Source organism: Paenibacillus validus NBRC 15382, from assembly GCF_004000985.1.
Lineage (GTDB): Bacteria > Bacillota > Bacilli > Paenibacillales > NBRC-103111 > Paenibacillus_G > Paenibacillus_G validus.
This window is the reverse complement of sequence record NZ_BIMH01000030.1, coordinates 1-23,882: the sequence shown is the minus strand read 5'-3', so window position 1 is coordinate 23,882 and position 23,882 is coordinate 1. Positions and strand designations below refer to the sequence as shown.

24 protein-coding genes, 1 tRNA gene and 1 pseudogene are annotated in these 23,882 nt (G+C 47.4%); 19 read left to right on the top strand and 7 right to left on the bottom strand.

Features of this window, described 5'->3' with window-relative positions; all coding sequences use genetic code 11:
- Nucleotides 1-36: 36 nt before the first annotated feature.
- Nucleotides 37-261 (bottom strand): alpha/beta-type small acid-soluble spore protein, encoded by a 225-nt coding sequence (locus PVA01S_RS17830; protein ID WP_054797454.1) that lies wholly within the window; start codon nt 259-261, stop codon nt 37-39.
- 95 nt (nt 262-356) lie between these two features.
- Between PVA01S_RS17830 and nrdR the strand changes: the two genes are divergently transcribed.
- On the top strand, nt 357-839 hold the full coding sequence (gene nrdR, locus PVA01S_RS17825; RefSeq protein WP_054797455.1) for a transcriptional regulator NrdR: 483 nt from the start codon (nt 357-359) through the stop codon (nt 837-839).
- 156 nt (nt 840-995) lie between these two features.
- Nucleotides 996-1,071, top strand: a tRNA-Ala gene (locus PVA01S_RS17820).
- 111 nt (nt 1,072-1,182) lie between these two features.
- Here PVA01S_RS17820 and PVA01S_RS17815 read toward each other — a convergent pair.
- The gene (locus tag PVA01S_RS17815) at nt 1,183-1,515 is read right to left on the bottom strand and encodes a response regulator transcription factor (RefSeq protein ID WP_164751884.1); all 333 of its coding nucleotides are present in this window, start codon (nt 1,513-1,515) and stop codon (nt 1,183-1,185) included.
- A 99-nt stretch (nt 1,516-1,614) separates the two neighbouring features.
- On the opposite strand from PVA01S_RS17815, the gene PVA01S_RS17810 reads away from it, so the two are divergent.
- The 7 genes from PVA01S_RS17810 to PVA01S_RS17780 all read left to right on the top strand — a co-directional run bounded on the left by PVA01S_RS17810 (nt 1,615) and on the right by PVA01S_RS17780 (nt 6,263).
- Nucleotides 1,615-1,893: a hypothetical protein gene (locus tag PVA01S_RS17810; RefSeq protein WP_054797463.1), complete on the top strand. Its 279-nt coding sequence runs from the start codon at nt 1,615-1,617 to the stop codon at nt 1,891-1,893.
- Between the two features lie 532 nt (nt 1,894-2,425).
- Nucleotides 2,426-2,689, top strand: coding sequence for an SEC-C metal-binding domain-containing protein (locus tag PVA01S_RS17800; protein WP_244932987.1), 264 nt, complete (start codon nt 2,426-2,428; stop codon nt 2,687-2,689).
- A 281-nt stretch (nt 2,690-2,970) separates the two neighbouring features.
- Nucleotides 2,971-3,489 carry a DUF6933 domain-containing protein gene (locus tag PVA01S_RS17795; RefSeq protein WP_230876341.1) on the top strand — a complete coding sequence of 173 codons (519 nt, stop codon included), beginning with the start codon at nt 2,971-2,973 and terminating at the stop codon, nt 3,487-3,489.
- A gap of 456 nt (nt 3,490-3,945) precedes the next feature.
- Complete coding sequence (locus PVA01S_RS26735) at nt 3,946-4,122, top strand: hypothetical protein (RefSeq protein WP_155615662.1); 177 nt, start codon at nt 3,946-3,948, stop codon at nt 4,120-4,122.
- 435 nt (nt 4,123-4,557) lie between these two features.
- On the top strand, nt 4,558-4,689 hold the full coding sequence (locus tag PVA01S_RS27515) for a hypothetical protein (protein WP_269058719.1): 132 nt from the start codon (nt 4,558-4,560) through the stop codon (nt 4,687-4,689).
- Nucleotides 4,690-5,245: 556 nt separating this feature from the next.
- Complete coding sequence (locus PVA01S_RS27750) at nt 5,246-5,611, top strand: IS5 family transposase (RefSeq protein WP_127608723.1); 366 nt, start codon at nt 5,246-5,248, stop codon at nt 5,609-5,611.
- 58 nt (nt 5,612-5,669) lie between these two features.
- Entirely contained in the window at nt 5,670-6,263 is a 594-nt protein-coding gene (locus PVA01S_RS17780; protein WP_127608722.1) for a YdeI/OmpD-associated family protein, read from the top strand.
- Nucleotides 6,264-6,494: 231 nt separating this feature from the next.
- On the opposite strand, the pseudogene PVA01S_RS27295 reads toward PVA01S_RS17780, so the two are convergent.
- Both PVA01S_RS27295 and PVA01S_RS17765 read right to left on the bottom strand, forming a co-directional pair.
- A pseudogene (locus PVA01S_RS27295) lies at nt 6,495-6,798 on the bottom strand (transposase); the annotation flags it as partial.
- 523 nt (nt 6,799-7,321) lie between these two features.
- Nucleotides 7,322-7,660 (bottom strand): hypothetical protein, encoded by a 339-nt coding sequence (locus PVA01S_RS17765; protein ID WP_054796547.1) that lies wholly within the window; start codon nt 7,658-7,660, stop codon nt 7,322-7,324.
- 542 nt (nt 7,661-8,202) lie between these two features.
- Here PVA01S_RS17765 and PVA01S_RS17760 point away from each other — a divergent pair.
- Nucleotides 8,203-8,544, top strand: coding sequence for a DUF2642 domain-containing protein (locus tag PVA01S_RS17760; RefSeq protein ID WP_230876340.1), 342 nt, complete (start codon nt 8,203-8,205; stop codon nt 8,542-8,544).
- A gap of 246 nt (nt 8,545-8,790) precedes the next feature.
- Here the strand turns inward: PVA01S_RS17760 and PVA01S_RS17755 are convergent, their stop codons facing one another.
- Complete coding sequence (locus tag PVA01S_RS17755; protein ID WP_054796548.1) at nt 8,791-9,474, bottom strand: cupin domain-containing protein; 684 nt, start codon at nt 9,472-9,474, stop codon at nt 8,791-8,793.
- Between the two features lie 227 nt (nt 9,475-9,701).
- Here PVA01S_RS17755 and PVA01S_RS17750 point away from each other — a divergent pair, with 227 nt between their 5' ends.
- Complete coding sequence (locus PVA01S_RS17750) at nt 9,702-10,604, top strand: LysR family transcriptional regulator (protein ID WP_054796549.1); 903 nt, start codon at nt 9,702-9,704, stop codon at nt 10,602-10,604.
- A 121-nt stretch (nt 10,605-10,725) separates the two neighbouring features.
- On the top strand, nt 10,726-11,862 hold the full coding sequence (locus PVA01S_RS17745; protein ID WP_127608721.1) for a 5-methyltetrahydropteroyltriglutamate--homocysteine S-methyltransferase: 1,137 nt from the start codon (nt 10,726-10,728) through the stop codon (nt 11,860-11,862).
- A 277-nt stretch (nt 11,863-12,139) separates the two neighbouring features.
- Here the strand turns inward: PVA01S_RS17745 and PVA01S_RS17740 are convergent, their stop codons facing one another.
- A complete protein-coding gene (locus PVA01S_RS17740; RefSeq protein WP_127608720.1) occupies nt 12,140-13,354 on the bottom strand; it encodes an MFS transporter in 1,215 nt (404 codons plus the stop codon).
- A gap of 242 nt (nt 13,355-13,596) precedes the next feature.
- On the opposite strand from PVA01S_RS17740, the gene PVA01S_RS17735 reads away from it, so the two are divergent.
- From PVA01S_RS17735 to PVA01S_RS17720, 4 genes are all read left to right on the top strand, one after another.
- Complete coding sequence (locus PVA01S_RS17735) at nt 13,597-14,019, top strand: MarR family winged helix-turn-helix transcriptional regulator (RefSeq protein WP_127608719.1); 423 nt, start codon at nt 13,597-13,599, stop codon at nt 14,017-14,019.
- Between the two features lie 456 nt (nt 14,020-14,475).
- Entirely contained in the window at nt 14,476-14,889 is a 414-nt protein-coding gene (locus PVA01S_RS17730; RefSeq protein WP_127608718.1) for a VOC family protein, read from the top strand.
- 229 nt (nt 14,890-15,118) lie between these two features.
- Entirely contained in the window at nt 15,119-15,913 is a 795-nt protein-coding gene (locus PVA01S_RS17725) for a helix-turn-helix transcriptional regulator (RefSeq protein ID WP_127608717.1), read from the top strand.
- Nucleotides 15,914-16,170: 257 nt separating this feature from the next.
- A complete protein-coding gene (locus tag PVA01S_RS17720; RefSeq protein ID WP_127608716.1) occupies nt 16,171-18,294 on the top strand; it encodes a PAS domain S-box protein in 2,124 nt (707 codons plus the stop codon).
- Between the two features lie 218 nt (nt 18,295-18,512).
- Here the strand turns inward: PVA01S_RS17720 and PVA01S_RS17715 are convergent, their stop codons facing one another.
- Nucleotides 18,513-19,826 (bottom strand): hypothetical protein, encoded by a 1,314-nt coding sequence (locus PVA01S_RS17715; protein WP_127608715.1) that lies wholly within the window; start codon nt 19,824-19,826, stop codon nt 18,513-18,515.
- 358 nt (nt 19,827-20,184) lie between these two features.
- Here PVA01S_RS17715 and PVA01S_RS17710 point away from each other — a divergent pair, with 358 nt between their 5' ends.
- Genes PVA01S_RS17710 through PVA01S_RS17700 form a run of 3 tightly spaced genes read left to right on the top strand, consistent with a single transcriptional unit; the run spans nt 20,185 to nt 23,673 of the window.
- A complete protein-coding gene (locus PVA01S_RS17710; RefSeq protein ID WP_127608714.1) occupies nt 20,185-21,177 on the top strand; it encodes a P1 family peptidase in 993 nt (330 codons plus the stop codon).
- Entirely contained in the window at nt 21,177-22,928 is a 1,752-nt protein-coding gene (locus tag PVA01S_RS17705) for a CocE/NonD family hydrolase (protein ID WP_164751882.1), read from the top strand. Before PVA01S_RS17710 ends, PVA01S_RS17705 begins: the two co-directional genes overlap by 1 nt.
- A 31-nt stretch (nt 22,929-22,959) precedes the next feature.
- Nucleotides 22,960-23,673: an HAD family hydrolase gene (locus PVA01S_RS17700; protein WP_054799623.1), complete on the top strand. Its 714-nt coding sequence runs from the start codon at nt 22,960-22,962 to the stop codon at nt 23,671-23,673.
- Nucleotides 23,674-23,882 lie beyond the last annotated feature (209 nt).

Below are 23,882 nucleotides of genomic sequence, written 5' to 3'. Positions count from 1 at the left end.
GTCCGACACTTCTTGCGTATTCCTCAAAACGTGTTATTATTTGAATTGACCGGCTAGTTGCTGCTCAGCGATTTGTACCAGGCGTCGTGTGATGTGACCACCGATTGCACCAGTATCACGAGTAGCCATGTTACCGTAGTAACCATCCTGAGGAATGGCGATACCCAGTTCCTGTGCTACTTCGTATTTCAGTTGATCCAACGCTGCATTTGCTTGAGGGACTACCAAAACGTTGCTGCTGCGGGATTGACCTGCACCCATGTCTGTTCACCTCCTTGTCGTTGGTAATCCTATTATGTGCGTAATGGCGATCTTCATGTGAGGAAGTCGCTGGAAACTTGAAAGGATGAAATTCGATGAAATGCCCTTATTGCGACTATCCCGGGACGAAAGTGCTTGACTCTCGCCCCGCTAATGAAAATAAATCGATACGCCGCCGCCGCGAATGCGAGAAATGTACGAAGCGCTTCACGACGTTCGAGATGGTGGAAGAGACTCCGTTGATCGTCATTAAGAAGGACGGCAGCCGGGAAGAATTCAGCCGGGAGAAAATGCTCCGCGGCCTTATCCGCGCTTGCGAGAAGCGTCCGGTTTCGGTAGAGCGTCTCGAGATGATCGTCTCCGAAGTCGAGAAGCAGGTGCGCAACACCGCCCACGCCGAAGTAGACAGCCGCGATATCGGTGAAATCGTCATGAGCGAGCTGTACCCCGTGGACGAAGTGGCCTACATTCGCTTTGCTTCCGTGTACCGGCAATTCAAGGACATCAACATGTTCATGAAGGAGCTTAACGAGCTGCTCGGCAAGCATCATGTCGGCGGCGAAGGCGGGAAAAATTAATTAACGCAAAAGCGTTGACAAGCTTAGCTCCTCTGTGTTATTATCTTTTTTGTCGCCACACGGATCATTAGCTCAGCTGGGATTCCAAACTTGGCAAATGCACTACCTTAAAGTAAGTGATTGAATGTTGCAAGAAATTGTATAATTGGAAAATTTGGGGCCATAGCTCAGCTGGGAGAGCGCATCGCTGGCAGCGATGAGGTCAGGGGTTCGATCCCCCTTGGCTCCACCAATATCTATTAAATTAACGCAGCCAGAGCGGCTGCGTTTTTTGGTATGGCGGTAACTCCTGAAGAGTCGGTCTTCTTTTTTTTACTTATTTCCAACCTACATACCCTGATTTTTAAAGACTCATCAGTTTCTTTATCAGTTCAGTTTTTCCTTTTACTCCAGCTTTCTCATAAATCCTGCCCAAATGCTTTTTGACGGTGATTTCCGTCACATGAAGTTGTTCGGCCATCTCAGCGATCGAGGAACAGGTCATAGACGATAAGGCAATTTCACGTTCACGGGGAGTTAGGTTGAAAGTTCCCTTAGGTGCGGCAACGTGCGGTAAAGAAGAGTCAGGCAGGTAGATTGCCTGGCCTGACTTTTTTCTCGCCGACACGAGGGCACGTGCGCGGCGACAAAGGCAACCGTTATTATCTATCCTCATCGAAGCTTTAGAAGATGCCATGGTCTGGCGACCTGATGGCATCTTTCTGTCTAAGTTCCGCTCCATTTGTGGTATAATGGGAATAATCTGTTGTTGGTGTATGGAAAGGCGGTGAACGGGTTGAGTGTAGACCGGGAAGAACTGAAAAGAATGATCGATCAAATCCCCGAACAAGACGCAATCGAAGTTTATGATTTTATCGGGTATTTGAATATGAAACGGGAAAGAGCCGTTCTGGAACAATTGGATGTCGCATCGCTCGCGGAGGATGCTGATCTCATTCGACAAGTCGAGCAGAGCCGCGAAGATCGTGAACATGGGCGCATATACAGTAAAGAAGCGGGACTTGACTATTTGCGCAGCAAGGTCAAGGAATTTGAGCATGAACAAAACGTATAGCGTTTATTGGACGCAAACGGCTTTGGATGAACTCAGCAGAATTCTCGCCTATCCGCCGGACGTGAAGGAAAGAATTTATCTGGAATCGTTTAACGACTGCTATTTACACCAACTCTTACCGACAAACCAATCCTGACAGGCAAATTGAAAGGACAATGGGCAAGGCTGGGGCTGTATCAAGTCATTCTCGTGTTTGAGGTTAACGAAGACGAAGCAGTCGTTTGGGTAAATGGCATTAAACATAAAAGAGAGAATGTGTATTGGAAAAGAAAGAGGACTTAGTACGGCATAAAGATCTTACTGGGATTTATTTGGGAGATCGGAGCTTCTGCTCTGGTCTTCTTTTTTGCACTCATTTTCGGATAGGAGGGTGTCAGAATGGAGATGATGAATCGAAAACATGCGGATTGGATAGTAGAACGGCGGTTCGAGGGCGATCAGAGCCAAATACTGAAAAGGCGTTTCAAAGGTGGCCGATCATGAGGTATAATGCGACTACACCCTTTGAAAATGGGATGGCATAATTAAAGCAGTGCCCGTTACAAGTGTTAAGTTCGGCAAAAACGATCCTTGTCCTTGCGGAAGCGGTCTGAAGCATAAGAAATGCTGCGGAAAGTTAAAGGAATGGAGAGTTGAAATGCAAGAGAAAAGTCGTTTGTTGGTTGTCGATCAAAGCTACTCACCTATTGAATCTCTTGAAAATGAAGAGCTTTATCGTCATGGAATTTTTGAATGGAACATCTCGAGGATAATTAAGTATATCGAAAGAAACGAGTGGGAATCCATCATTCCGTAATTGATGTTGAGAAAGAGTTCCTTTCATCTTCAATCAACCAAAACCATGTGGATACTGTTGATTTATCCATACCAATAATTCAGGCGGAGATCAGTCCGGGTTCGTTTATCGTTATCGATGGTCATCACCGCCTTGCCAAGGCTCGAAAGAATCATGTCCCGTATGTCAATTCCTACAAGCTGCTTGTTAATCAGCATATTCCGTTCTTTACTTTAGTTACAAGTTATACCGCATTCGTTGAATACTGGAACTCAAAAGTTCATGATATGAGGTAACTGTCAATGATCACAATACAATGTACAAAAAAGCTGGCAAGCGAACTGGGTGTTCCCTTGTTAATTGAGAAGCCGAAACATTCTAATCCACTGTATTGCTGGCATGCTCATTTATTTTCATTTAGTCGCCGAAAGTGTGTATTGGTTATGAATAACGAAACAAGATACAATTTTGTGATGTTTGGTTTGGTGAAGGTTGATTTTAAGCGATTCGGTGACTTGATCGTAAAGCAAATCTCCGACAATTTGCTTGCAGATGGAATGGAACAAGTATTGGTTGATAAATATTTACTAAATTGTGGAGATGTTAGTTATACCCCGACAAGCGACAGAAGCATAATTGGTCAAATCAACGAAATGATAATGGTCGCACAATACGAGATGGAAGGCAACATCGATGAGTATGGTGATCCGAAAATTGATCAAGTGAATCGCTTCTTGAACAGATTTGTTATCCTGAAATTACCGAAGCTATATTCGGGTGAAACCATGTATGATGCGTTGCAATATATAGATGTTGAATGATAAATCTATCGTGTTTAAGCCAAACCTCCCTCAATCTTGCGATCCGGGGAACTTATAGCAATCGAGCAGTTCCAATACCGGATGGACGAACAGAATAAGGCGGGATTATGGGATTGGGAGGAAAAGCATAATTTCATTGTGAATCTGGAAAAAGGAAAGAATGTACCTACATAGGTTAAAGGACGGTGCACAACTGGTATGTTCCTTGCTGGAATGCCAGTCACACCATTCCTGAGGGCGACTCCAAGGACAAATAAATCCGCTGCGGAAACAAGACGGCTCCAACGAGGCGGGCATCTTGCATAATATAGCTTTAGCGAATTTTCCACGATTTTGTTATTATGAAATGGAGGTGAGCGGCATGAACCAGTTGAGCGATCAAGCTAAGGAAGAGCTTTTACATGCGTTGGAAGGCAAGCAATCCGACCTTTCGTTATTGAGGGCAAACTGGTTTCCGTGGAAGTGGAGAACTTTGAGCCGGTCGCGGAAGATGATCCCGAACTGGACTTGGCCCAAGAAATTGAGGACTATCCCGAACTGAAAGCTTCTCTGCAAAAATATTTGGATAATCCCGACATGAAAGGGTACACGGCCAGCGAACTGAAGGAGAAGCGCCGTGGCAGAAGGAATTAACCGTCCCTTCCGTATTATTTTTAAGGACGAGTTTGATTTGTGCCTGGATCGAATCTTTATTACGCCGTTCACGAACGTGATCGCGTTGTGGATGTCATCAACATCTTGCCTTCAAGAACGAAACGGAAACGTGTGACAAAATAGGCTTGATATAAATTCATACGGATTGATTCGACCGTTCCATCTGGACGGTCTTTTTCATGCCATTTTTCGGATAAGGAAATGGAGGGAAAACGCTATGAAAAGTAATATCCTCTATGGCGAATAGCAGGTGGAACGGCGGTTCGAGGGCGATCGCCAACCAGTTGACGGACGAGAAAGTGCAGACTCCGGCCCAACGGCAAAACCGCAAAAACGGCTCTTCCGACTGGCATCTCAGCACGGTGAAACTAATCCTGCAATCAGCTCATCAAAGAGCGCGGAAGCCGCGAATCCATGAGCTTGAAGGATATTGTCAGGCTCCTGCCGTTAGACAGGCTGGACCGGGAAACGCTGCAAGCGCTGGTAAAGCGCATCGATGTCCATGACAGCGGCATTGTAACAATCACCTATAACTTTGCCGTATGATCTTATTTTGGGCAGCCATCTTGACCAAGTCGTCACCACACATGTGGAGTGTACAGTAAGACTTGAAAGAAAAGATACAGCCAAGTAGACTGTATCTTAGTTCTGTGGGAGAGGGGTGGAAAGATTATAGTGAATTTTAATTTTTCCACCCTCGAAAACTTCAATTTTTTGTATTAACCTCTGTAGAACGTGTTTCATGACCTGTACATCGCCAATGTCGAGGGTCGCGAAACGTTCTATTTCTTTTTTGAATACGTGTAATTGTTCGGCTAGGTCTTGCCGTGCTTCAAATTTGTCGTCACAGCATAAAAGATAAATAAAAAACGTTAATCATACGTGATTAGTAAGCGATAAGAAATGAAGTTAAAAAAAGCGAAGTCGAACGAAGTGAAGACAACGAAGCGAAGCAAAGTTAAAGAATAAGTATAATCGGCTTCAATAATCCAACAAAGAACGTTGTCTTATTAAAGCCGAGCTATATTTTCGCCGCATACCTGATTTACTAGAGTCTGTACGCAAACTGTACAATCCATAAAAAAGCAGCACAATTGAACCTATGAGACGCAGATACGAAATAAGCGATGAAGAGTGGAATGTCATTGAGCCGTTTTTGCCCCCTACCCGAAAACCGCAAGGAGGTCGTCCGCCCAAAGATCGTCGTCAGATGCTGAATGCCGTACTTTGGATTGCTCGTACAGGAGCCCCATGGCGAGATTTGCCTGCCTATTATGGTTCCTGGTCTTCCGCCTACAGTTTTTTCTGGCGCTTACAAAAGGCGGGGATATGGGACATCATTTTGGATCATGTTTCGATAGAACCCGATTGGAGTCAGGGCATGATCGACACGACCGTAGTCCGTGTCCACCAGCATGGATTGGGCGCAAAAGGGGGCAAGCTAAGCAAGCAATCAAGTAGATTTTGAAAATGAACTGCTTATTTTGAAAACACAATATTATTATGATGAAGAGGAGCGTTCCTTGATGACAAAGAGTAGAATGAATCCTAAGGTTGATGAATTTTTAAGTAAGGCTAAAAAGTGGAAGGAAGAATATGAGAAGTTGAGAAATATCGTTCTTGACTGTGAGCTGACCGAAGAATTTAAGTGGATGCATCCTTGTTACACGTTTCAGAATAAAAACATAGTTTTAATACATGGATTTAAAGAATACTGTGCGCTTCTGTTTCACAAAGGTGCCTTGTTAAAAGATGCCCATGGTATCCTAATCCAACAAACGGAGAATGTACAGGCGGCGCGCCAGATTCGGTTCACCAATGTTCGAGAAATAGTTGCAATGGAAACCATCTTGAAAGCCTATATTTATGAAGCCATTGAAGTTGAAAAAGCTGGTTTGGAAGTGAATTTTAAAAAGAATACAGAATTCATAATTCCTGAAGAACTTCAAAATAAATTCGATGAAATCCCTGCCTTGAAAACTGCTTTTGAAGCATTGACGCCCGGACGGCAAAGAGCATACATTCTTTATTTTTCTGAACCCAAACAATCCAAAACTCGAGAGTCAAGGGTTGAAAAATGTATGCAGCAAATTCTGAGTGGAAAGGGATTAAATGATTAGGGCGTGTATGCAAACCTAAGCAAGCCAAACCATAATCGAAGCAAGCGTTAAAAAAGCTCGGAAGCTCTGCGCCAGTTTATCGAAGCGAGTCGCCAAGCGACGGTAGTTCTTCACTTTATTGAAAAAGCATTCAATTTAATGAAACTGCTCAGGCTGAGACTAATGCTTGAGCTTTTTATTTTCAGAGGAAAGGGTCTATGAATGAATCCCCCGAGGGGGGATTTTGTATGTTTATCGTAAGTGGTCGCCTACCCGATCGGGAAAGAAGAGGGAGAGTTGGAGCAGCATCTGGCCCCAGTTTTGGATGCGGCCTGTCCATTTTCAGATCACATCCATGGTCGCCAGATAGAACGGTGGGAAAAATGCTCTTGCTCTTCGTTACTTTGCGAAGCTGTCGGTGATAGCTCTCGATCATGTTCGTGGTCTAGATGAGTTTACGGATTTCCGGCGAGTACTTGATAAAGGTCGCAAGTTCCTCCCAGTTGTTCTGCCAAGAGCGTACAATGAGTGGGTATTTCCCTCCCCAGACTTCCTGGGTTTTGGGAGTTTACACACTTTATTTTACAGACTCGATTTTTCTATTTAACCAACGGCATGAATATTAACGTAAGAGAAATACATATTAAGGCTCTCTTTTTATTTGTGCATAATTACCATCCGTAAATCTTGAACTACTCCATAATTTTCTCTTTTTGTCCGGGCCCAAAGTCAATTGAAACACCTAAGATGTATCGGTCAGGATTTAATTTACGTACCTTGGGTAGTTCTAAACGTTGCAAGACAAGGAATTTGTTTCCTGATCAATCTGTGTTGGTTGAAGAATTGAAACCTCTTTTTAAAGCAAGGATCACAAAAGAGTAAATTATAACCGCCCATGTTTCGTTGGTTTTCTTATAATAGAGAGAAACGATAAGGTCAAGCCCTTACCGTTTCGCCTTTTTCTTACAATATTTGAGATTCGTATACTTTGCTTCAACCGGTTTGAAAAAGTCTGTGGGCTTAATGTTAAGCTCTGCGCAAAGCTTGAATCCCTCCTTTTCATGGGACACATTACAAGCTTACTGTTTCAAGAGTCGAATCATCGCACTTAAATCCTGTGCTTCTTTGAACACGAGCAAATACGGATGCTGACCTGAACCATTGTGGTATGTGTAAATACCGGTGTGTAAATACTCTAAATGAAGTACATATGCATCGTTGACCACATTCCACATCAGATCGCGAATGAACACAGCATCTAGGCCGGCTTCGAGCAGAACGTCTTTGCAGAGTTGAACATAGGTGGCTACATCATAGTTGAATTGTCTGCGAAGATTTTCTGCAATTGATTCGGTCAGTCGTTGTTGGATGTACATCTTGCTGAGTTCAATGTTGTAGACAAGACTGCTCTTAGCCATTAGCATCACCTCCTCTCTGGTACATAAATGAAGGGCCCCATACAAGGCATAACCCGAAAGTTACGCCTTGTATGGGGCCCTCCAATTACACAAAAGCAATTCCATGATGAGGATTCGGTCTAGGCTTAACTGGGGATGCTTGCTTGATCATTTGGAAGAAAACACGCTATTTCTTTGATCTTTCGAAAAGTATTCTGGATTCGGATAGGGGATGGATACCAGGTAGTTATGTAGAAAAAAAAAGTATGGATAACATATGTATCGAATCCTACTTTTCTTACCTAAAGAACTGGAATGTTCGAAACAAGACCTGCATAATGAGGAGTGGATTGAGAAATAAATAAAGCACATGGCCAATGGGTCATGTGCTTTATTTCTGTAGCATTGTGGAGAGAGCCCGAGGTTTGCTCGCGCAGACAATGACAGCTTTGTCCCGCGGTCGAACTCCCTACCTATTCAATGACAATGAATGGGTCATGAATAGATTTTGCCTCTTCAGCATAAATATTACGGATTCAGATGCCATAAAGGGGTGATGTACATTGAATTCAAACGGGGTTAGCCACAAGGTTCATACAGCTCAAAATCCTATTGATCAGCCGGGCTATGTGAATCAGATGCCGGCCGTACATTCTCAAATATATCCTATTGCGGGAGTTCCCCAGCCAAACGAATATATCACACATTTAGACCCTGTGTTTGTGCAACACTTAAGTCGCCATCAAGGCCAAAGAATGGCGTTAATGACGACTGTGGGGAGAATCGAAGGTATAAATGCAGGTGTGGCGGTGGATCACATCCAAATAAACTTAGAAGACCGCTCTCTTCATATTCGAATTTCACAAATCGTATATTTTGAAGGACCTTTGGCTTCTTATCGGTAAGAAATCGAGTGAGGCGCTTTGGCTTAAATCAGGCGTCTTTCTCAAAGTGAAGTCAGGTTATTATGGTCGTGGAGCTGTTGGTACGAAACTTGGCAGAAGCGATCTGGCAGCGTTTATGTACAAACAGTTTCGTGATTCGATGTTCATTGGCAAAGCTCCCGTAATAAGCAGTTGATAGAGATGGATAAATCAAACCACTTCATCCGAAGTGGTTTTTGTTGTGCGTCGTGTCCAGAAACTGCAAACTCAATTTCGCCCGTCATATTTCCAGCCATTACCGATGACGGGCTGTTGCTGCCGGTCATCCAAGTTTGGACGATGCGGGTGACCCTGTGCCTGGTTGTAGTCCCGGTTCGAATAGGCTGGATGAGCCGCTTTTCCTTGGACCTGATTTGGCTTGCAATCGCTAGGCGGTCCGATGACAACTGTTTTTGTAATGGGTGCCAGCGTATCCTTCACTTTTGCTTCATTGAGGCAATACGTATGGGCAAACACACTCGCTGGCGTTAATCGCAACAGGTCGGATCCGCCAATGAATTCCGGAACTGGCGCATCGAATATGGCCAATAAATGCGTGTTGTCTACCGAAGCAATTTCATAATGCCACCATCCCTGAGGCACATTAGCCACTTGGCCCGGCTGGATTGGAAAATTAAGAAGCTCTTTCGTAAACGGATTAATTAAGGAGACAACAGCCGCGCCTGAAATACAGTATACCAATTCTGAAGCATTTTGATGGATGTGGGGCTCGATTACGTTATCCTTGCTAAGATAAATGTCCAGCAGGGACACATTTCCTAATGTGTTTAGCTGGTTGATGGAAAGAAAATTAATATAATTCCGGCTATCCTTTTTGAAAAATGGGTTGTTGTTTAAATCATACGAAAACTGTACGGATGGTGAAGAAAAGTCCATATAAGAAACCGCCACTTTATTCCCCGCCCTTCATTTAATCATTAGGCTTTTGACTTATGGGTTATCTTATGTATCTTCCCGGATGAAAGTGCACCGTTTATTATATTTGAAGGTATTCGCCATGTTTAGGCCGTGCAGCTAAATGACGCCAGCTGTCCTTTGAATTTAGTATATAATGAGGAAAATACATAGCATTCACGCTTCACATTGAATTGACCGAAGCCAAGAGAGGATTAAGTCCATTGACGCTACAACAGTTGAAATATGTGATCGAGGTTGCCAATCGCGGATCAATGAATGAGGCAGCAAAGCGGTTGTTTATATCCCAGCCGAGTCTTTCCAACGCCATAAAGGATCTGGAGGAAGAAATTCATATTACGATTTTCGAACGCACCAATAAAGGCATCTCCCTTTCCAAGGAGGGGGCCGAATTTCTCGGCTACGCCCGACAGGTGATTGAGCAGGCGGAGCTGCTGGAAAGCCGGTATTTGAACGCCAAGCCTTCGCCTCAGCATTTTTCGGTATCTACGCAGCATTATGCTTTTGCGGTGAATGCTTTTGTACATTTGGTTCGTGAATATGGTCAGGATGAATATGAACTAGCATTGCGGGAGACCAAAACGCATGAAATTATCCAGGATGTCAAAACCCAGCGCAGTGAAATGGGGATACTGTATCTCAATGAGTTCAATGGCAAGGTCATTAACAGATTGCTGAAAGACGCTAACCTGAAATTTACCAGCTTGTTTACGGCAAAGCCGCATATTTTTATCAGCGTTCATAATCCCCTGGCTAAGCAGTCTATCGTAACCGTCGATCAGCTTCAGGACTATCCTTACCTGTCCTTCGAACAGGGGGAGTATAATTCGTTTCATTTTTCCGAGGAAATTCTAAGCACGCTATCGCATAGTAAGAGCATTCGCGTCAATGACAGGGCAACGCTCTTCAATTTGTTGATTGGTTTGAACGGATATACGATTTCTACAGGAGTGCTCAGTGCCGACTTGAACGGCAATGAGATTATTCCTGTCCCCCTGGCGTGTGAGGAAACGATCAATGTCGGATGGATCAGCCATAAAGATGCTGCGCTCTCCAAGCTCGCCTTGGCTTATATTGAAGCGCTACATCAGGCCATTATCGAGTAATGGGTTGGCTATAGCTTTAAGCTATAACCAGTTATAGTTAATTGGACTTACGGTATAACTAACCATATGTGCTATCTTTCTTATAGCAAATAGAATTATACAGCTAAAGGAGATAGACCGAATGAGCATAGTGATTGAAAGTGCCAAACAAAGAACCGCAACCCCTTTTAGACATGATATGGTCGGCAGCTTCCTGCGTCCGCATGCGCTCAAGGAGGCCAGAATCCAATTTCAGAACAACGAGATTTCCGCTGACGTGTTGAAAAAGATTGAAGATCAGGAAATCATCAAGCTGGTGAAGAAGCAAAAATCGGTAGGGCTTCAAGCGGTGACGGATGGCGAATTCAGACGCTCCTGGTGGCATCTTGATTTTATGTGGGGCCTGGATGGAGTGGAAAAGGCGAACCTAGAAAAAGGCTATCCATTTCAAGGCATGGAGACGAGAGCGGAAACTGCACGTCTGTACGGGAAAATCGGATTTTCCTACCATCCGTTCGTAGAGCATTTCAAATTCTTGAAGGATGTCGCCGGCTCTGATGTCATCGCTCGCCAGACCATTCCGGCTCCCGCACAATTCCTGGCGGAGCTTCAGCGTCCGGAGAACAAGGCGAGCACGGATGCTTTTTACAGCAGCACGGAAGATTTGGCAGCTGATATTGCGAAGACCTATAAAGCTGCGATTCTGGCCTTTTATGAGGCCGGCTGCCGCAGCCTGCAATTAGATGATTGCACGTGGGGGATGCTCTGTGACAAGAACTATTGGGAATCCAGACAGCAGGAAGGAGTTAACGTTTCGGAAATTGCGCAGTTGTACGCCCGTGTCAATGAAGAAGCGATTGCCGGCCTGCCTGACGATCTGATCATTACCACCCACGTCTGCCGGGGCAATTATCACTCCACCTGGGCATCCTCGGGCGGTTATGAGCCTGTCGCGGAAACTCTGTTTGGAATCGATAACATAGACGCCTACTACCTGGAATTTGATACGGATCGCGCGGGGGACTTTGCGCCGCTGCGATATTTGAAAAACCAGCAGGTTGTGCTGGGACTCCATTCCTCCAAAGTTGGAGAGCTTGAGGATCGGGAGGTCATCATCAGTCGTATCAGGGAAGCTGCGCAATATGTAGATATCAATCACATTTGCCTTAGCCCTCAATGCGGATTTGCTTCCACAGAAGAAGGAAATCTTCTGACGGAAGAGCAGCAGTGGAACAAGCTTGCCTTGATCAAGGAGATTGCGGATGAAATTTGGAAGTAATCCACGAATTATTTTCCATTTAGTAGGTGAGTTTGACTAACCGTCTTGAGGAGCGCATCGCTGGCAGCGATGAGGTCAGGGGTTCGAACCCAAGGGACGAACCCAAGGGACGAACCCCTGGGGCGTCCGCGAGCACGGAGCAATGAACCTGAGGTCCCCGCAAAGTAGTTGGCGTATACACCGAAGCGTGGTTATCACTTTGTGGGGCTAAACCAGGATCACGGCATTGAAAATACGCTGCTGTAATCGTCCGTATGCCCGCTACCCTATAGCTGCATCAATGAGCGGCTCCAGCATGGTCGACATGCTTCAGATGCTTCCGATTAAGCGTAATGAACAGTACGGAAATCATGACAAATCCTGCACCAACAATGAACGGTACATGCGGATTGAAGACCTCAGCCAGTTTACCCGCCAAATACGGGGCCGCAGCTCCTCCAAGGAAGCGCAGAAAGCTGTAAGCAGCCGACGCCGTGGAGCGTTCGACAGGGGCCGCATTCATCACGGCTGTCGTAATCAAAGTATTGTTATTACCTAATAACGCACCGGCAAAAATAACAGAGGCAATGATGACCCATTGCGTCGATGTCCAAATGCCCATCGTCAACAGGACCAGACCAAACAAGAACAGCATCGCGCACATGGATGTAACGGTTCCGAACCTTTGCTGCAGCTTTGGTGCCATGAAAACAGAGGTGATAGCCAGCAACAAGCCCCATCCTAAAAATACGTAGCCAAGACCATGCTCATCCAAGCCCATGACAAAAGGCGCGTAAGCTAATAAGGTGAAGAACCCGAAGTTGTACAGGCAAGCCGCTATGCCTAATACGACAAGGGAACGGTGCTTCAACGCTCGGAAAGGATCGAGCAAAGAAGTTTTGTGTTTGGTAGTATTAGTCATTTTGGATTTCGGCATCATAATAAGAAGACTGAAAAAGGCAACCAACATCAGCGTGGCGACTCCCAAGAACGGTCCTCGCCATGAAATGGCGCCCAGTTCTCCGCCCAGCAGGGGTCCAACCGAAATTCCAAGTCCTATCGCCGCTTCATACAGTATGATAGCTTTTGCAGTACCGGAATTTGAAAGGGACACAATAGCCGTTAAAGCAGTTGCGACAAAAAGCGCATTACCAAGTCCCCAGCCCCCTCGAAGCCCGATAAGATTCCAAATCCCGTTGGATAACCCTCCGAGCGCTGAAAATAAGGCAATAATAACAATGCCGGTAATCAGCGTCCACTTGATCCCGAGCCTTGACGAAATAGCACCGGTAATTAACATCGCAACCGCCATGACGGCATTGTAGCTGGTGAATAGCAAGGTGACTTCGCTCTGCGAGGCGTGCAATTGTTTGGCGATTGCGGGTAAAATCGGATCAACAAGCCCAAGCCCCATGAAAGCGATGATACAAGCGAAAAATACGGCCCACACCGAACGAGGCTGTTTAAGAAGACTTGTCTCTGCAATGGTTGCTTCTTGGGATATGGTCGACATTTATGGTCACTCCTAACCTCATTTATTTTTCCTAAAGGAAATGGTTTTCTCCTAAATGCAGCTATCTAATTCTAGAATTTCGATCCGTTAACAAGTTGTATGATGAAACTTTATAATTGTATTATGCAACTATATAGGATGTCAATACGACCTTTAAGTCGGGTGTCGTCATTTCAAAAATAATTGGTGTTATGTTACTATGGTTTCAATTGAAATGATGTTCGCAGTGAGGGGGTACAGAAATGAAGGAACAGTCGCTGGAAACGATTGAATTTGAATTGGCGGTCTTGGTTCGTCATATCACATCAATAGCATCCAATAAAAAAAACTGGACTCTCGACCGGTCTGCGTATCTTTTACTGCACCAAATTTTCGCCCATGGTTCCGCTGGAGTTAAAGCTCTGGCTGATGAATTCCGTTTGGATATTTCAACGGTCAGCAGGCAGGCTGCAGCTTTGGAGCAGAAAGGATATGTGTGCAGAATTCCCGATCCGCTGGATGGCAGGGCTTTCTCCTTTCAGATTACGGATTTGGGAAAAAAGGAATTAGTCGAAAACAAACAGGAACGGTTGGCTAGGGTAACGGATAAGCTGCAGGACTGGTCGGATGAAGAATGTCAAAGGTTTGGACAATTGTTAAGAAAGTTTAATCGTACGTTCAAGTAGGCCATAATCCGGCCATCCGGATTAAACAATGGTGGTGGGATCATTTGGAGTAGTGTAAGTGACTATAGCGGGAGAGCGCATCGCTAGCAGCGATGAGGTCAGGGGTTCGATCCCCTGGGCTCCATCTTAAACGGAAAGCGCCGGGGAGTTAGGGCGTTTTTTTGTTTTTTGCATACGACAGATTTATATAAATTAGCAATCGATAAGAAATCGTTTCATTTGTTTCATGCTAGTATTATTTGGAACAGGTTTTTGTTTATATGTCGATGTCACTAGATGGCAGATGTGCTGGACACGCAAAAATTAATGTTAAGGAGGGGATCATAGAGAAAAGTAGTCGCGGGTGGTAAGCGGCGATATTGCGGAGGAGATTTCCCTCCTGAAGCAAGCCTGGCAATGCCTCAAGCGATGAATCTGAAGCTTCGTGCATGAAATTTAACTTAGAGGTGATAGATTATGGGAGTTCAAGCAGATCAAGTTTTTGTTAATTTACCGGTCAAAGATCTGAATACATCCATCGACTTTTTTACTAAAATAGGTTTTGAATTTAACGCCCAATATACCGATGAAAATGCAACGTGTATGGTTATCAATGAAAATACATTTGTCATGTTGCTGGTTGAAGATTTTTTTAAGACGTTTACCAAAAAAGAAATTCCGGATGCAGCAAAACATACAGAAGTGATTGTGGCATTGTCTGTTGAAAGCAGGGGGAAAGTTGATGAGATTGTAAATAAGGCTCTGGCAGCGGGCGGTAAGCCTAATGATCCGATTGACCATGGCTTTATGTATGTATGGAGCTTTCAGGATATAGACGGTCATCTATGGGAATTGTTTTATATGGAAGCAAGCGCAGCAGATAAAGCTTAAGATTGAAAAATCACAGCTTGTCATGGATGATTATCCATAAGTAGGAGATGCCCGGAAAAAGGGCATCTTTTATTTTTTTGATGGTGTAGTTGTTTCAAATACTTCAAATATATGGTATCATTGTTGCGAACGTTTGTTCTCTGGAATTTGGAGAATCGAACGGAATAATTGTTCGAACCAGTGTGCGCAAGCACAAAGTATATGGACGGAAAGAAGGTTGAGCACGAAGGTGACGGACCGGTATTCAGAAATAGATGAAGTGATCGCCTATATTCATCAACATATCTATGATCCGCTTCCGCTTTCCCGATTGGCCCAATACGCAGGTTATAGTCCATATCATTTCACGCGCATTTTTAAAGAAAGAATCGGCCTTTTCCCCCCTATATTATGTTCATCCCTCCGATTGCAAAAGGCAAAAGATTTGTTGTTGCGCACGAATCTGACTGTTCGCGATATCGCATTGGAGATCGGGCAGCAGAGTCTGGGAACCTTCACCACCCGATTTACTGAACGGGTGGGGGTGACGCCATCCGAATTTCGGAACTCGACGCTGCAAGCGGGCAACCACTTGTGTTCATTGCAGATGCTTAGCGATTGGCGTATGTCGAGCCCTGCTGTAACTGCACATAACCAAATTAGAGGGACGGTTCAAGCGGAAATTCCTTTTGAGGGAGTTATTCTTATTGGTTTGTTTGCCAAACCGATTCCTGAAGGGCTGCCTTTATACGGAACGCTGCTTTCTTCTTTAGGAGATTTTTGCTTTATGAACGTCACACCGGGCACTTATTATTTGATGGCTACATCAGTCTCTTGGGGAATGTGCGCCATGGATATTCTGCTTCCGCACACCACCTTACGCACCAGATCGAAAGAGCCGCTCCTGGTCAATCCTTTTTCATCCGTCCCGCATCAGCAAGTGACACTCCACGTTCCCCGGCTGGACGACCCTCCCATCCTGATATCTCTACCGATTTTGATGAATCGTTTCCTGAGCAGGGTTTTGCAAAATAGCCATCGCTAAGAGCCGCCTGTTGCTTCTGTCCCAAGTTCCTCACTTGCCGAATGAGGCCGAACAGGTTGAAGTTTCAGCAGTGATTACATAGAGGGCAGGATGTAGCCGAAGAGGTGGTATTTGAGTTCAGTGAACGTTGCAATAGCAGCGGTGCCTAGATATTGAAGGTGATAGACAAATAGTCATTTCGAGGATTAGCAGGAATTTCTTGATAATGAATCGAAATCTGTTACATCTAATCACATCGTTATTGCGGGGGCGGCTACATGAGACATTCAAGTTCTTTTGATAGACCAGGCGCTATAAATGAGAGATGGAAGCAAATTTGCTACGCTAGTCCTACTGGTATCGGCGTATGCCATCTCGATGGCCGCTTTGTTAGCGTTAACCCTGCCTTTTGTCGGATGACCGGCCATCACGAAGAAGAACTGTTGACTATGGGCTGGCATCAGCTTGCGTGGTCGCCGGATGTTTCCGTCCTCCAGATGGATGTAGGGCGGTTATTAGAAGGAAGCATCACTACTTGCGCTTCGGAACAACGCTTAACCGATCCGCAAGGACATGAACACTGGTATGGGCTGCAGATGGAGTTCATGTACGAGGCATCCAACCAACCCGAGTTTCTCCTTATTCATATGCAGGACATTTCGTTGTACAAAAGCATGGAGCAGCGCTATCATTCGCTGCTTTACTATAATCCGGCGGCGATGATCAGGATCAACACATCCTGTGAGATCGAGGATGCCAATCCGGCTGCCGAACAAGTAAGCGGGTACACCTTAGGAGAAGCGTTAGGACGCAGCTTGGACGATTTCGTGCTTGCCAAGAATGAAACTATCGTCACGATCCAGCACAAAGGCGGCCACGCGGTGAACCTGGAGGTCAAAGTCGTACCCATTATGACGGATGAGCGGACCACCGGCTATCATGTTATAGGCAGAGAACTGACGAGTTTGGAACAGGTAGAGGAATCGTTACGCTCGAAGGAACAGGAGCTTCAGGAGATTGTTACGAAGCAGCAGGGAATGACGTTTAAATGCAAGGAAATCGACGGCCGGTTTATCCACACGATGTGCGCGGGGGAATTGGTGTATCGTGCGGGGCATACGCCGGAGCAAATTATCGGTCATGAGCTGCGAGATTTCTTACCTGCCGAAACGGCTCTTCGTAAAGAACAGTATTACCGGCGAGCCTGGCAAGGGGAAGAACATGTGCTGTATGAAGGCTATGCAGGAAACGGAGTCACTTATCTGGCTTCCCTGAAGCCGATCAAACGGAACGGCCAAGTAGTCGAGGTGATCGCTTCATGCGTCGACATATCGGAGAAGAAGAAGGCGGAAGAAGAGCTTCGCAGGACGAAGGAGCTGCTGGAGTCATTTGTTCAGCACACGTCGGATGCTATTGATCTGGTTGATTTGGACGGGAAGGTCCTCTGGGTGAACCCGGCGTTCGAAACCGTATATGGTTGGACGCTTGAAGAGCTTCGGGATCGGAAATTACCCGTCTTTCCGGAGAATACGGCCAGCGAAGAGGAGAATTCTCTGAAGAAGATTACTTTATTCGGGCAATCTGCGACAGGGCTCGGGACCGTACGGAAACGGAAGGACGGACGCTTGATCGATATCGATCTTACTGTTTCTCCATTAAGGGATAACGACGGGGAAATTATTGCTTATTCCGCTATTTCCCGGGATATTACGGAGCGGAAGAAGACGGAAGAGCTGTTAAGAAAGTCCGATAAACTCGGCGTCGTCGGCCAGCTTGCTGCGGGACTCGCCCACGAAATACGCAACCCGCTCACCGCTTTACGAGGGTTTCTGCAGGTGATGAGAAGCGGGCAAGGAGGTAAAAGCGAATATTACGGCATCATGATGGAAGAGCTCGATCGGATCAATTTTATCGTGAGCGAGCTGCTGCTCATTGCGAAGCCGGAGAAGCATAATCCGAAGCAGGCACAAGTGAACGTCATTCTTCAAGGTGTCGCCACACTGCTTGAGTCACAGGCGTTAATGAACAACGTAACCATAGTCACCCGGATTGCGGAGGGGCTTCCGCCGATTGTATGCTCTCCCGTCCAAATCAAGCAGGTCTTCATTAACCTAGTTAAAAATGCGATCGAGTCCATGCCCGACGGCGGTGAAATTACGATTCGTGCCGATCTCGTAGAGGGGAATCGGATCGTAACGACCGTCGAGGATCAGGGGTGCGGCATTCCCGCGGAGCGGATTCCTTCCTTAGGTGAACCGTTCTACTCGACGAAAGTCAAGGGAACAGGTCTGGGACTCATGATGTGCTATAAAATTATCGAATCCCACGGTGGACAAATCTCTTTCTACAGTAAGTTAAATCAAGGTACTCAAGTGGAGGTTGTTTTGCCGCTGATTCAATAAGGGACGTTCAAACCGTTCTCACATTCGAATGATTGCTGATTGAATTTTACTACACGGGACGCTTTCAGATAAAAACTAGGCGACCGCTCACCGGTTGAATTCCGGAAAGCGGTCGCCGCTTAATCAAGTACAGTCTCTGTTACATGGTCTGCTTGAAGGGGCTATGACCACCACTCGGCAGCATGCTTTTTGGTAGAAGTGTATTCGTTATTTCTTTGTTATTTGGTTATGCTATGCCAACGTTCCAAGTGTTTCGCATGGGTGTGAAGATACGAATGCGGACCGAAAAATTGATCATAGAAATCCAAATCCAGATGATGGGTCTGCAAGTACATCAAGGAATAGACTGACGGAACGGTCGCCGGGAATTTGCCGAACGTGTCGTAAATATATTGCGCTTGGTGGGCGACCGCGCTGCGAAACTGCTCGTCATGGACTTGGGCGCTGCCGCGCACCTTTTGGCTGTCCTTCCAAGGTCCGGGCGTATCCGGATGGAACGGGCCGTTGACACCGAATTTCCTGTCGCAGAAAGCGTCGACGGCAGCACGCATATCCTTAAAGTGCGGCGGAGTGTAAGAAACGAACACGCCTTCCAGCCCGGTAGGATTCGGAAGAGCCCAGCGCTCATCCGCATCATAACGGAAGCCTAAACCAGGAACCGCAGGGTCTGCGCTGGCTCCGAGAACGGTCAGGCGGTCTATGCCGTCGAACATCCAGCCGCCGAGTCCCAGAGCCTGCTGCATAAGCACGCCGGCATAAGTGGAAGTGGCGAGCTCGGCGGATAGTTCCGCAAGCGAATATTGATCGAGAAACGTTAACGGCAGAGGATTCTCGGTACCGATGATGTCCTGGAATTGTTCGATACCTGGAATGTTCCGTCCATTGATATCGTCATAGATGCTGAGCCCGTTCTGCACATAGAAACATAGATTGGCTATCGTATGTTGTGCCAGATCCCCTACAGGGAAAGCCAGAAAAGTTCCCGGTTTGTTGGCAACCCATGAGTTATGGCCTTCCATGTAGGGCTCGTAGTTCGGGATGTGCAGTCTTTGTTCCGAAATGCGATGAATATGTTTTTTGTAAGTTAGAATCAATTGCTCGACGTCGTGCTTGCCGTCTTCCCCTTTCTTGACTTCGGGAACGGCATCTCTGGTTTTGAAAATGTAGGTGCCGGTATCATCGGTGAAGAAAATTTCCGACGTATGGAAGCCTGCGGCCGAAGGGAAGGTTCTGCCTGTAGCCGAGCCGGAATAGTTGGACAGGTGCGGCTTGTACCGGTCATGCCTAGTGATGGAATGATGCCAACCGGTGACACCGCCGACCGCGAGCAGAATCAAAATTTTCTCAAGGTCGTCCAGTGGCTCAGGTTCATACTTCGATTTGTAGGCGAGCGGTCCGTCCGGGATTTCCGCTCCGCGGAAGAAACGGCGGGATCGCCGGCCGAACAGCGCTTCGACGAGCGGAAATTGAAGCAGTTCCTGCAAGCGCTCGGAGTCAATCGAGAGGCGGGCGTCTTGAAGCGGTTTCGTCATAGGAGATCCTCCAATGTGGTTGGAATAAAAAAAGACATTCTCTTCGCTAAGAAGAAAATGTCTCCAGTTGGACTGGTCGAACGGAGTATTAGGTTATGTTTGCAGAGCTGATTTGTATTTCAGATGATTGCTATGGTAATGACAAATATGGAGATTGTCAACTACATTTTTTTTGGAAAAAGATGTATTGACTTCTCAAAAATAGGTGTGATAGTATTATTCCAACCGAACTAGTCGGAATTTCAGCATTGACCAGATTACTGGAAATGTCAGCTACTAATCGAATGATTAGAGCGGCATTTTTTTTATTTCCACAAAGAAATGATTCCGAAGATACTGAGCAACCGGAGGGGGAGACATGGGGTCCGCTGGATCGATTACAGATGTTCCCGGCACGAAAGTGGGACACGCGGAAAACACTAAAGCATTTACAGGCTGCACCGTTATCATTTGGGAGGAAGGTGCGGTGTGCAGCGTTGACGTTCGGGGTTCCGCCCCCGGTACCAGGGAAACCGATTTGCTCGACCCGACCGGGTTGGTGGATCGAGTCCATGCGGTTTGTTTAAGCGGCGGCTCCAGCTTCGGATTGGATGCAGCCGGCGGGGTTGTCGCATGGCTGGAAGAAAAAGGGATCGGGGTCGATGTCGGAGTTGGCGTCGTTCCTATCGTTCCGTCAGCCGTATTGTTCGATCTGTCCATCGGAGATCCGAAAGTAAGGCCTGACCGAGATATGGGATACCGGGCGGCAGCGCTGGCATCCCCTACGGAAGACAGGGAAGGTAACGTTGGTGCAGGCTGCGGCGCTTCCGTCGGGAAATTGGGCGGATTCGAGGGCGCGATGAAAGCGGGAATCGGCACGGCATCCGTCCGTTATCCGAATGGGCTCGTGATCGGCGCCATTGTGGCCTTGAATGCGATGGGAGAAGTTCGCGATCCCCGAACGGGCGAACTGCTGGCCGGTTCGCTAGACCGCGATGGCCATCCGGTGGACTGCCGCAGCTGGTTGTACGATAAGCCGTTTGCGTTTACTAACATTCCGCAAGGGACGAATACGACGCTTGCCGTTGTGGCGAGCAACGCAAAACTGACCAAAGCCCAGGCGAAGAAAGTGGCCGAAATGGCGCATGACGGATTAGCCCGCACCATTTACCCCGTACATACGATGTTCGACGGAGATACCGTATTTGCCGCCGCTACGGGAGAGGTCGAGGCCTCGGTGGATTTGGTCGGAGCGGTGTCGGCCGAAGTGCTGGCAACGGCAATCATAAGAGCCGTCATGACAGCGGATGGAGCGGGCGGACTCCCGGCCTACCGCGACTTGCGGAAGCGCCGGTTGGAAGGTGACGCCTGATGACCGATAGCACGATAACGTCCATCGGATCGGTAACGGTAGAGAAGAACGTACCGGTTCCGATGCGTGACGGCGTGACGCTGTATGCCGATATTTATCGTCCTGCTGCAGGAGACAAGAGCGAGAAGTACCCGGTACTGCTGATGAGAACGCCTTACAACAAAGAAGACGCGCAAACGATGAATTATGCCCATCCTGCTTGGTATGCCCGCCACGGTTATGTTGTCGTCGTCCAGGATGTGCGGGGACGATGGACATCGGAAGGGGATTTTCATCCTTACGTGAAGGAAGCCGAAGACGGTTACGACACAGTTGAATGGGCTGCATCTCTCCCGGGTGTCATCCCGAATGTCGGGATGTACGGTTTCTCCTATGTGGGAGCCGCGCAATGGCTTGCTGCGGTAAGCCGCCCGCCGCATTTGGTCTGTATCGCGCCCGGCATGATCGGTTCCGATTCGTATCAAGGGAAAGCTTACCGGAACGGCGCCTTTGCGCTGGCTTGTACGCTATCCTGGATATTGTTCGTGGCCCAAGATACGGCATTAAGGAATAACCGGCCGGAGCGGGCGGAAGAGCTGTCTTCTCTATATGCCGGTATCCACGGTTATTACAAAGCGCTTCCGCTGAACAGCCCTCCGGAGGCGGTCAAGGAAACCGCACCTTATTATCTGGAGTGGCTGGAGCACCCGGCCCGCGACGACTACTGGCGCCAGATTTCCTTGAGGGAGAATTATAAAGCCATTGAGGTGCCCGCCCTGCACATCGGCGGGTGGTATGACATTTTTATTGACGGGACTATCGAGAACTACTTGGGCGTAAGCCAGCACGGCGCAACCGAAAGGGCGCGGAAAAATCAATACTTGTTTATCGAGCCTTGGTACCACATGCCGTGGTCGAGATACGTCGGCGAAGTGGATTTCGGACCGGAGGCCGCGAATGAAATCGATTCCGTTCAGCTTCAGTGGTTTGACCGATGGTTGAAAAGTGTGGAGCCGGCTGCTCCCCAGCCGTCCCCCGTTCGTCTGTTCGTCATGGGGGCAAACAAATGGTTGGAAGCGGAAAGCTGGCCTGTGCAGGGGAGCCAAGCAGCAGCCTATTACTTGCACAGCTTGTACAAAGCTAGTTCCGTGAACGGCGACGGAAAGCTGAGCCTGACCGAACCGCTGGATGAACCGCCAGATGTATATGTCTATCATCCTTCGATTCCCGTTCCCGCATTGGGCGGCAGGTCGGGCGCGGTTCCCGATCTCACTCCGATGGGACCGAAAAACCAGCTTCCGGTTGAAATCAGAAACGATGTGCTGGTCTATACGTCCGACGTTCTGAAGGAGGATTTGACGGTAATCGGGGAAGTGTCCGTCGAGCTGTATGCATCCACGACAGCGGAGGATACCGATTTCGTAGCCAAACTAGTGGATGTCTATCCGGACGGAAGAGCGATCAACATTGCCGAAGGGATCGTGCGGGCCAGCTATAGAGGAGGTCTTGAGAAACCGGAGCCGGTTCCGCCGGGCGAGGTGATCCAATACGTCGTTTCACTCGGGCCGACCGCCAATGTGTTCAAGAAAGGCCACTCCGTCAGGCTGGACATCACGAGCTCACTGTTCCCGACCTTCGACCGTAATCCCAACCGGCTGATGAATCCCGGTCAGGTGACCGCTGCGGATTTTGTAACGGCTACGCAAACAATTTATCACGATCGCCGCTTTGCGTCGAAGCTGACGCTGCCGGTCGTCAACAGCAAGCAGTAATTTGTTCAATGATACGTCAGCGGAGGCACACATGCAGACATCGTATATATGGTTCGATCTTGGCTATACGTTAGTGTATCAAGAGAGAGAGAAGGAGTATCAGCAATTCTGGCTGGAGCAGGGCATCGAACTCAGCTTGGAAGACATTGAAGAAGCTTATCATTTGACCGACAAGCTTTTTATGCGGGAATACCCGGGGGCGTTAGGCAAACAAATCCATACGTATATGCCCTGGTATGTGGGCGTGCTCAATTATACGCTGGGCGTCCGGTTCGACCTGCACGATCAATGCCGTCGGCTGCGGGATATCCAGATAGCTCAGTCTCCCAGGTGGAAGCCGTTTCCGTTCTCCCACCCTGTGCTGGCCCTTCTAAAGAAAGCTTCGGTCGGCATCGGCTTGATTTCGAATTGGGATGCCAGCGCTAGAACCGTCTTGGAGGAAACAGGACTGCTGCCTTATTTGGACCACATTATCGTATCGTCCGAAGTTCAAGTGGAGAAGCCGGATGTCAGAATTTTTCTCAAGGCGGCGGAACTCGCCGGAGTCGACCCCAAGCAATGTTTATATGTGGGAGATAATTATTACGACGACGTAGTGGGCAGCGCGAAAGCAGGGATGAAGCCGATCTTGATTAATCGGTTCGGCACTCTCGGCATCGAGGAGATCACATTCGAACGCACGTTATTGTCTGTCGAAGAGCTGCCGGAGCTGCTGTTCAGGCAGGACAACAAAATCATTTCGTAACCCCAACTACTAATCTCAAAAAAAAGGAATGGGAAGCCTATGAAAGCAAAGCGGAATGCTCGATCTTTATTTACAGTACCCTTCATCTTGTTGATCTTGGCCTTAGCGGCCTGCAGCAGCGCCGGAGGGACTAACGGTGAAGGCTCGTCCAATGCGGTGAAGCCGGAGTCGTCCGATTCGCAGGATGCGTCCAAGGCAGGCGCACAAAA

Excerpts from the sequence above, each read along its gene's own strand:
- PVA01S_RS17730 (WP_127608718.1), top strand. The coding sequence starts at position 14,476 with ATGGGAGTTCAAGCAGATCAAGTTTTTGTTAATTTACCGGTCAAAGAT.
- PVA01S_RS17700 (WP_054799623.1), top strand. The coding sequence starts at position 22,960 with ATGCAGACATCGTATATATGGTTCGATCTTGGCTATACGTTAGTGTAT.
- PVA01S_RS17735 (WP_127608719.1), top strand. The coding sequence starts at position 13,597 with ATGAAGGAACAGTCGCTGGAAACGATTGAATTTGAATTGGCGGTCTTG.
- PVA01S_RS27750 (WP_127608723.1), top strand. The coding sequence starts at position 5,246 with ATGAGACGCAGATACGAAATAAGCGATGAAGAGTGGAATGTCATTGAG.
- PVA01S_RS17715 (WP_127608715.1), bottom strand. The coding sequence starts at position 19,826 with ATGACGAAACCGCTTCAAGACGCCCGCCTCTCGATTGACTCCGAGCGC.
- PVA01S_RS17795 (WP_230876341.1), top strand. The coding sequence starts at position 2,971 with ATGATCACAATACAATGTACAAAAAAGCTGGCAAGCGAACTGGGTGTT.
- PVA01S_RS17765 (WP_054796547.1), bottom strand. The coding sequence starts at position 7,660 with ATGGCTAAGAGCAGTCTTGTCTACAACATTGAACTCAGCAAGATGTAC.
- PVA01S_RS17745 (WP_127608721.1), top strand. The coding sequence starts at position 10,726 with ATGAGCATAGTGATTGAAAGTGCCAAACAAAGAACCGCAACCCCTTTT.
- PVA01S_RS17830 (WP_054797454.1), bottom strand. The coding sequence starts at position 261 with ATGGGTGCAGGTCAATCCCGCAGCAGCAACGTTTTGGTAGTCCCTCAA.
- PVA01S_RS17815 (WP_164751884.1), bottom strand. The coding sequence starts at position 1,515 with ATGGCATCTTCTAAAGCTTCGATGAGGATAGATAATAACGGTTGCCTT.
- PVA01S_RS17740 (WP_127608720.1), bottom strand. The coding sequence starts at position 13,354 with ATGTCGACCATATCCCAAGAAGCAACCATTGCAGAGACAAGTCTTCTT.
- nrdR (WP_054797455.1), top strand. The coding sequence starts at position 357 with ATGAAATGCCCTTATTGCGACTATCCCGGGACGAAAGTGCTTGACTCT.
- PVA01S_RS17720 (WP_127608716.1), top strand. The coding sequence starts at position 16,171 with ATGAGACATTCAAGTTCTTTTGATAGACCAGGCGCTATAAATGAGAGA.
- PVA01S_RS17705 (WP_164751882.1), top strand. The coding sequence starts at position 21,177 with ATGACCGATAGCACGATAACGTCCATCGGATCGGTAACGGTAGAGAAG.
- PVA01S_RS17710 (WP_127608714.1), top strand. The coding sequence starts at position 20,185 with ATGGGGTCCGCTGGATCGATTACAGATGTTCCCGGCACGAAAGTGGGA.
- PVA01S_RS17780 (WP_127608722.1), top strand. The coding sequence starts at position 5,670 with ATGACAAAGAGTAGAATGAATCCTAAGGTTGATGAATTTTTAAGTAAG.
- PVA01S_RS27515 (WP_269058719.1), top strand. The coding sequence starts at position 4,558 with ATGAGCTTGAAGGATATTGTCAGGCTCCTGCCGTTAGACAGGCTGGAC.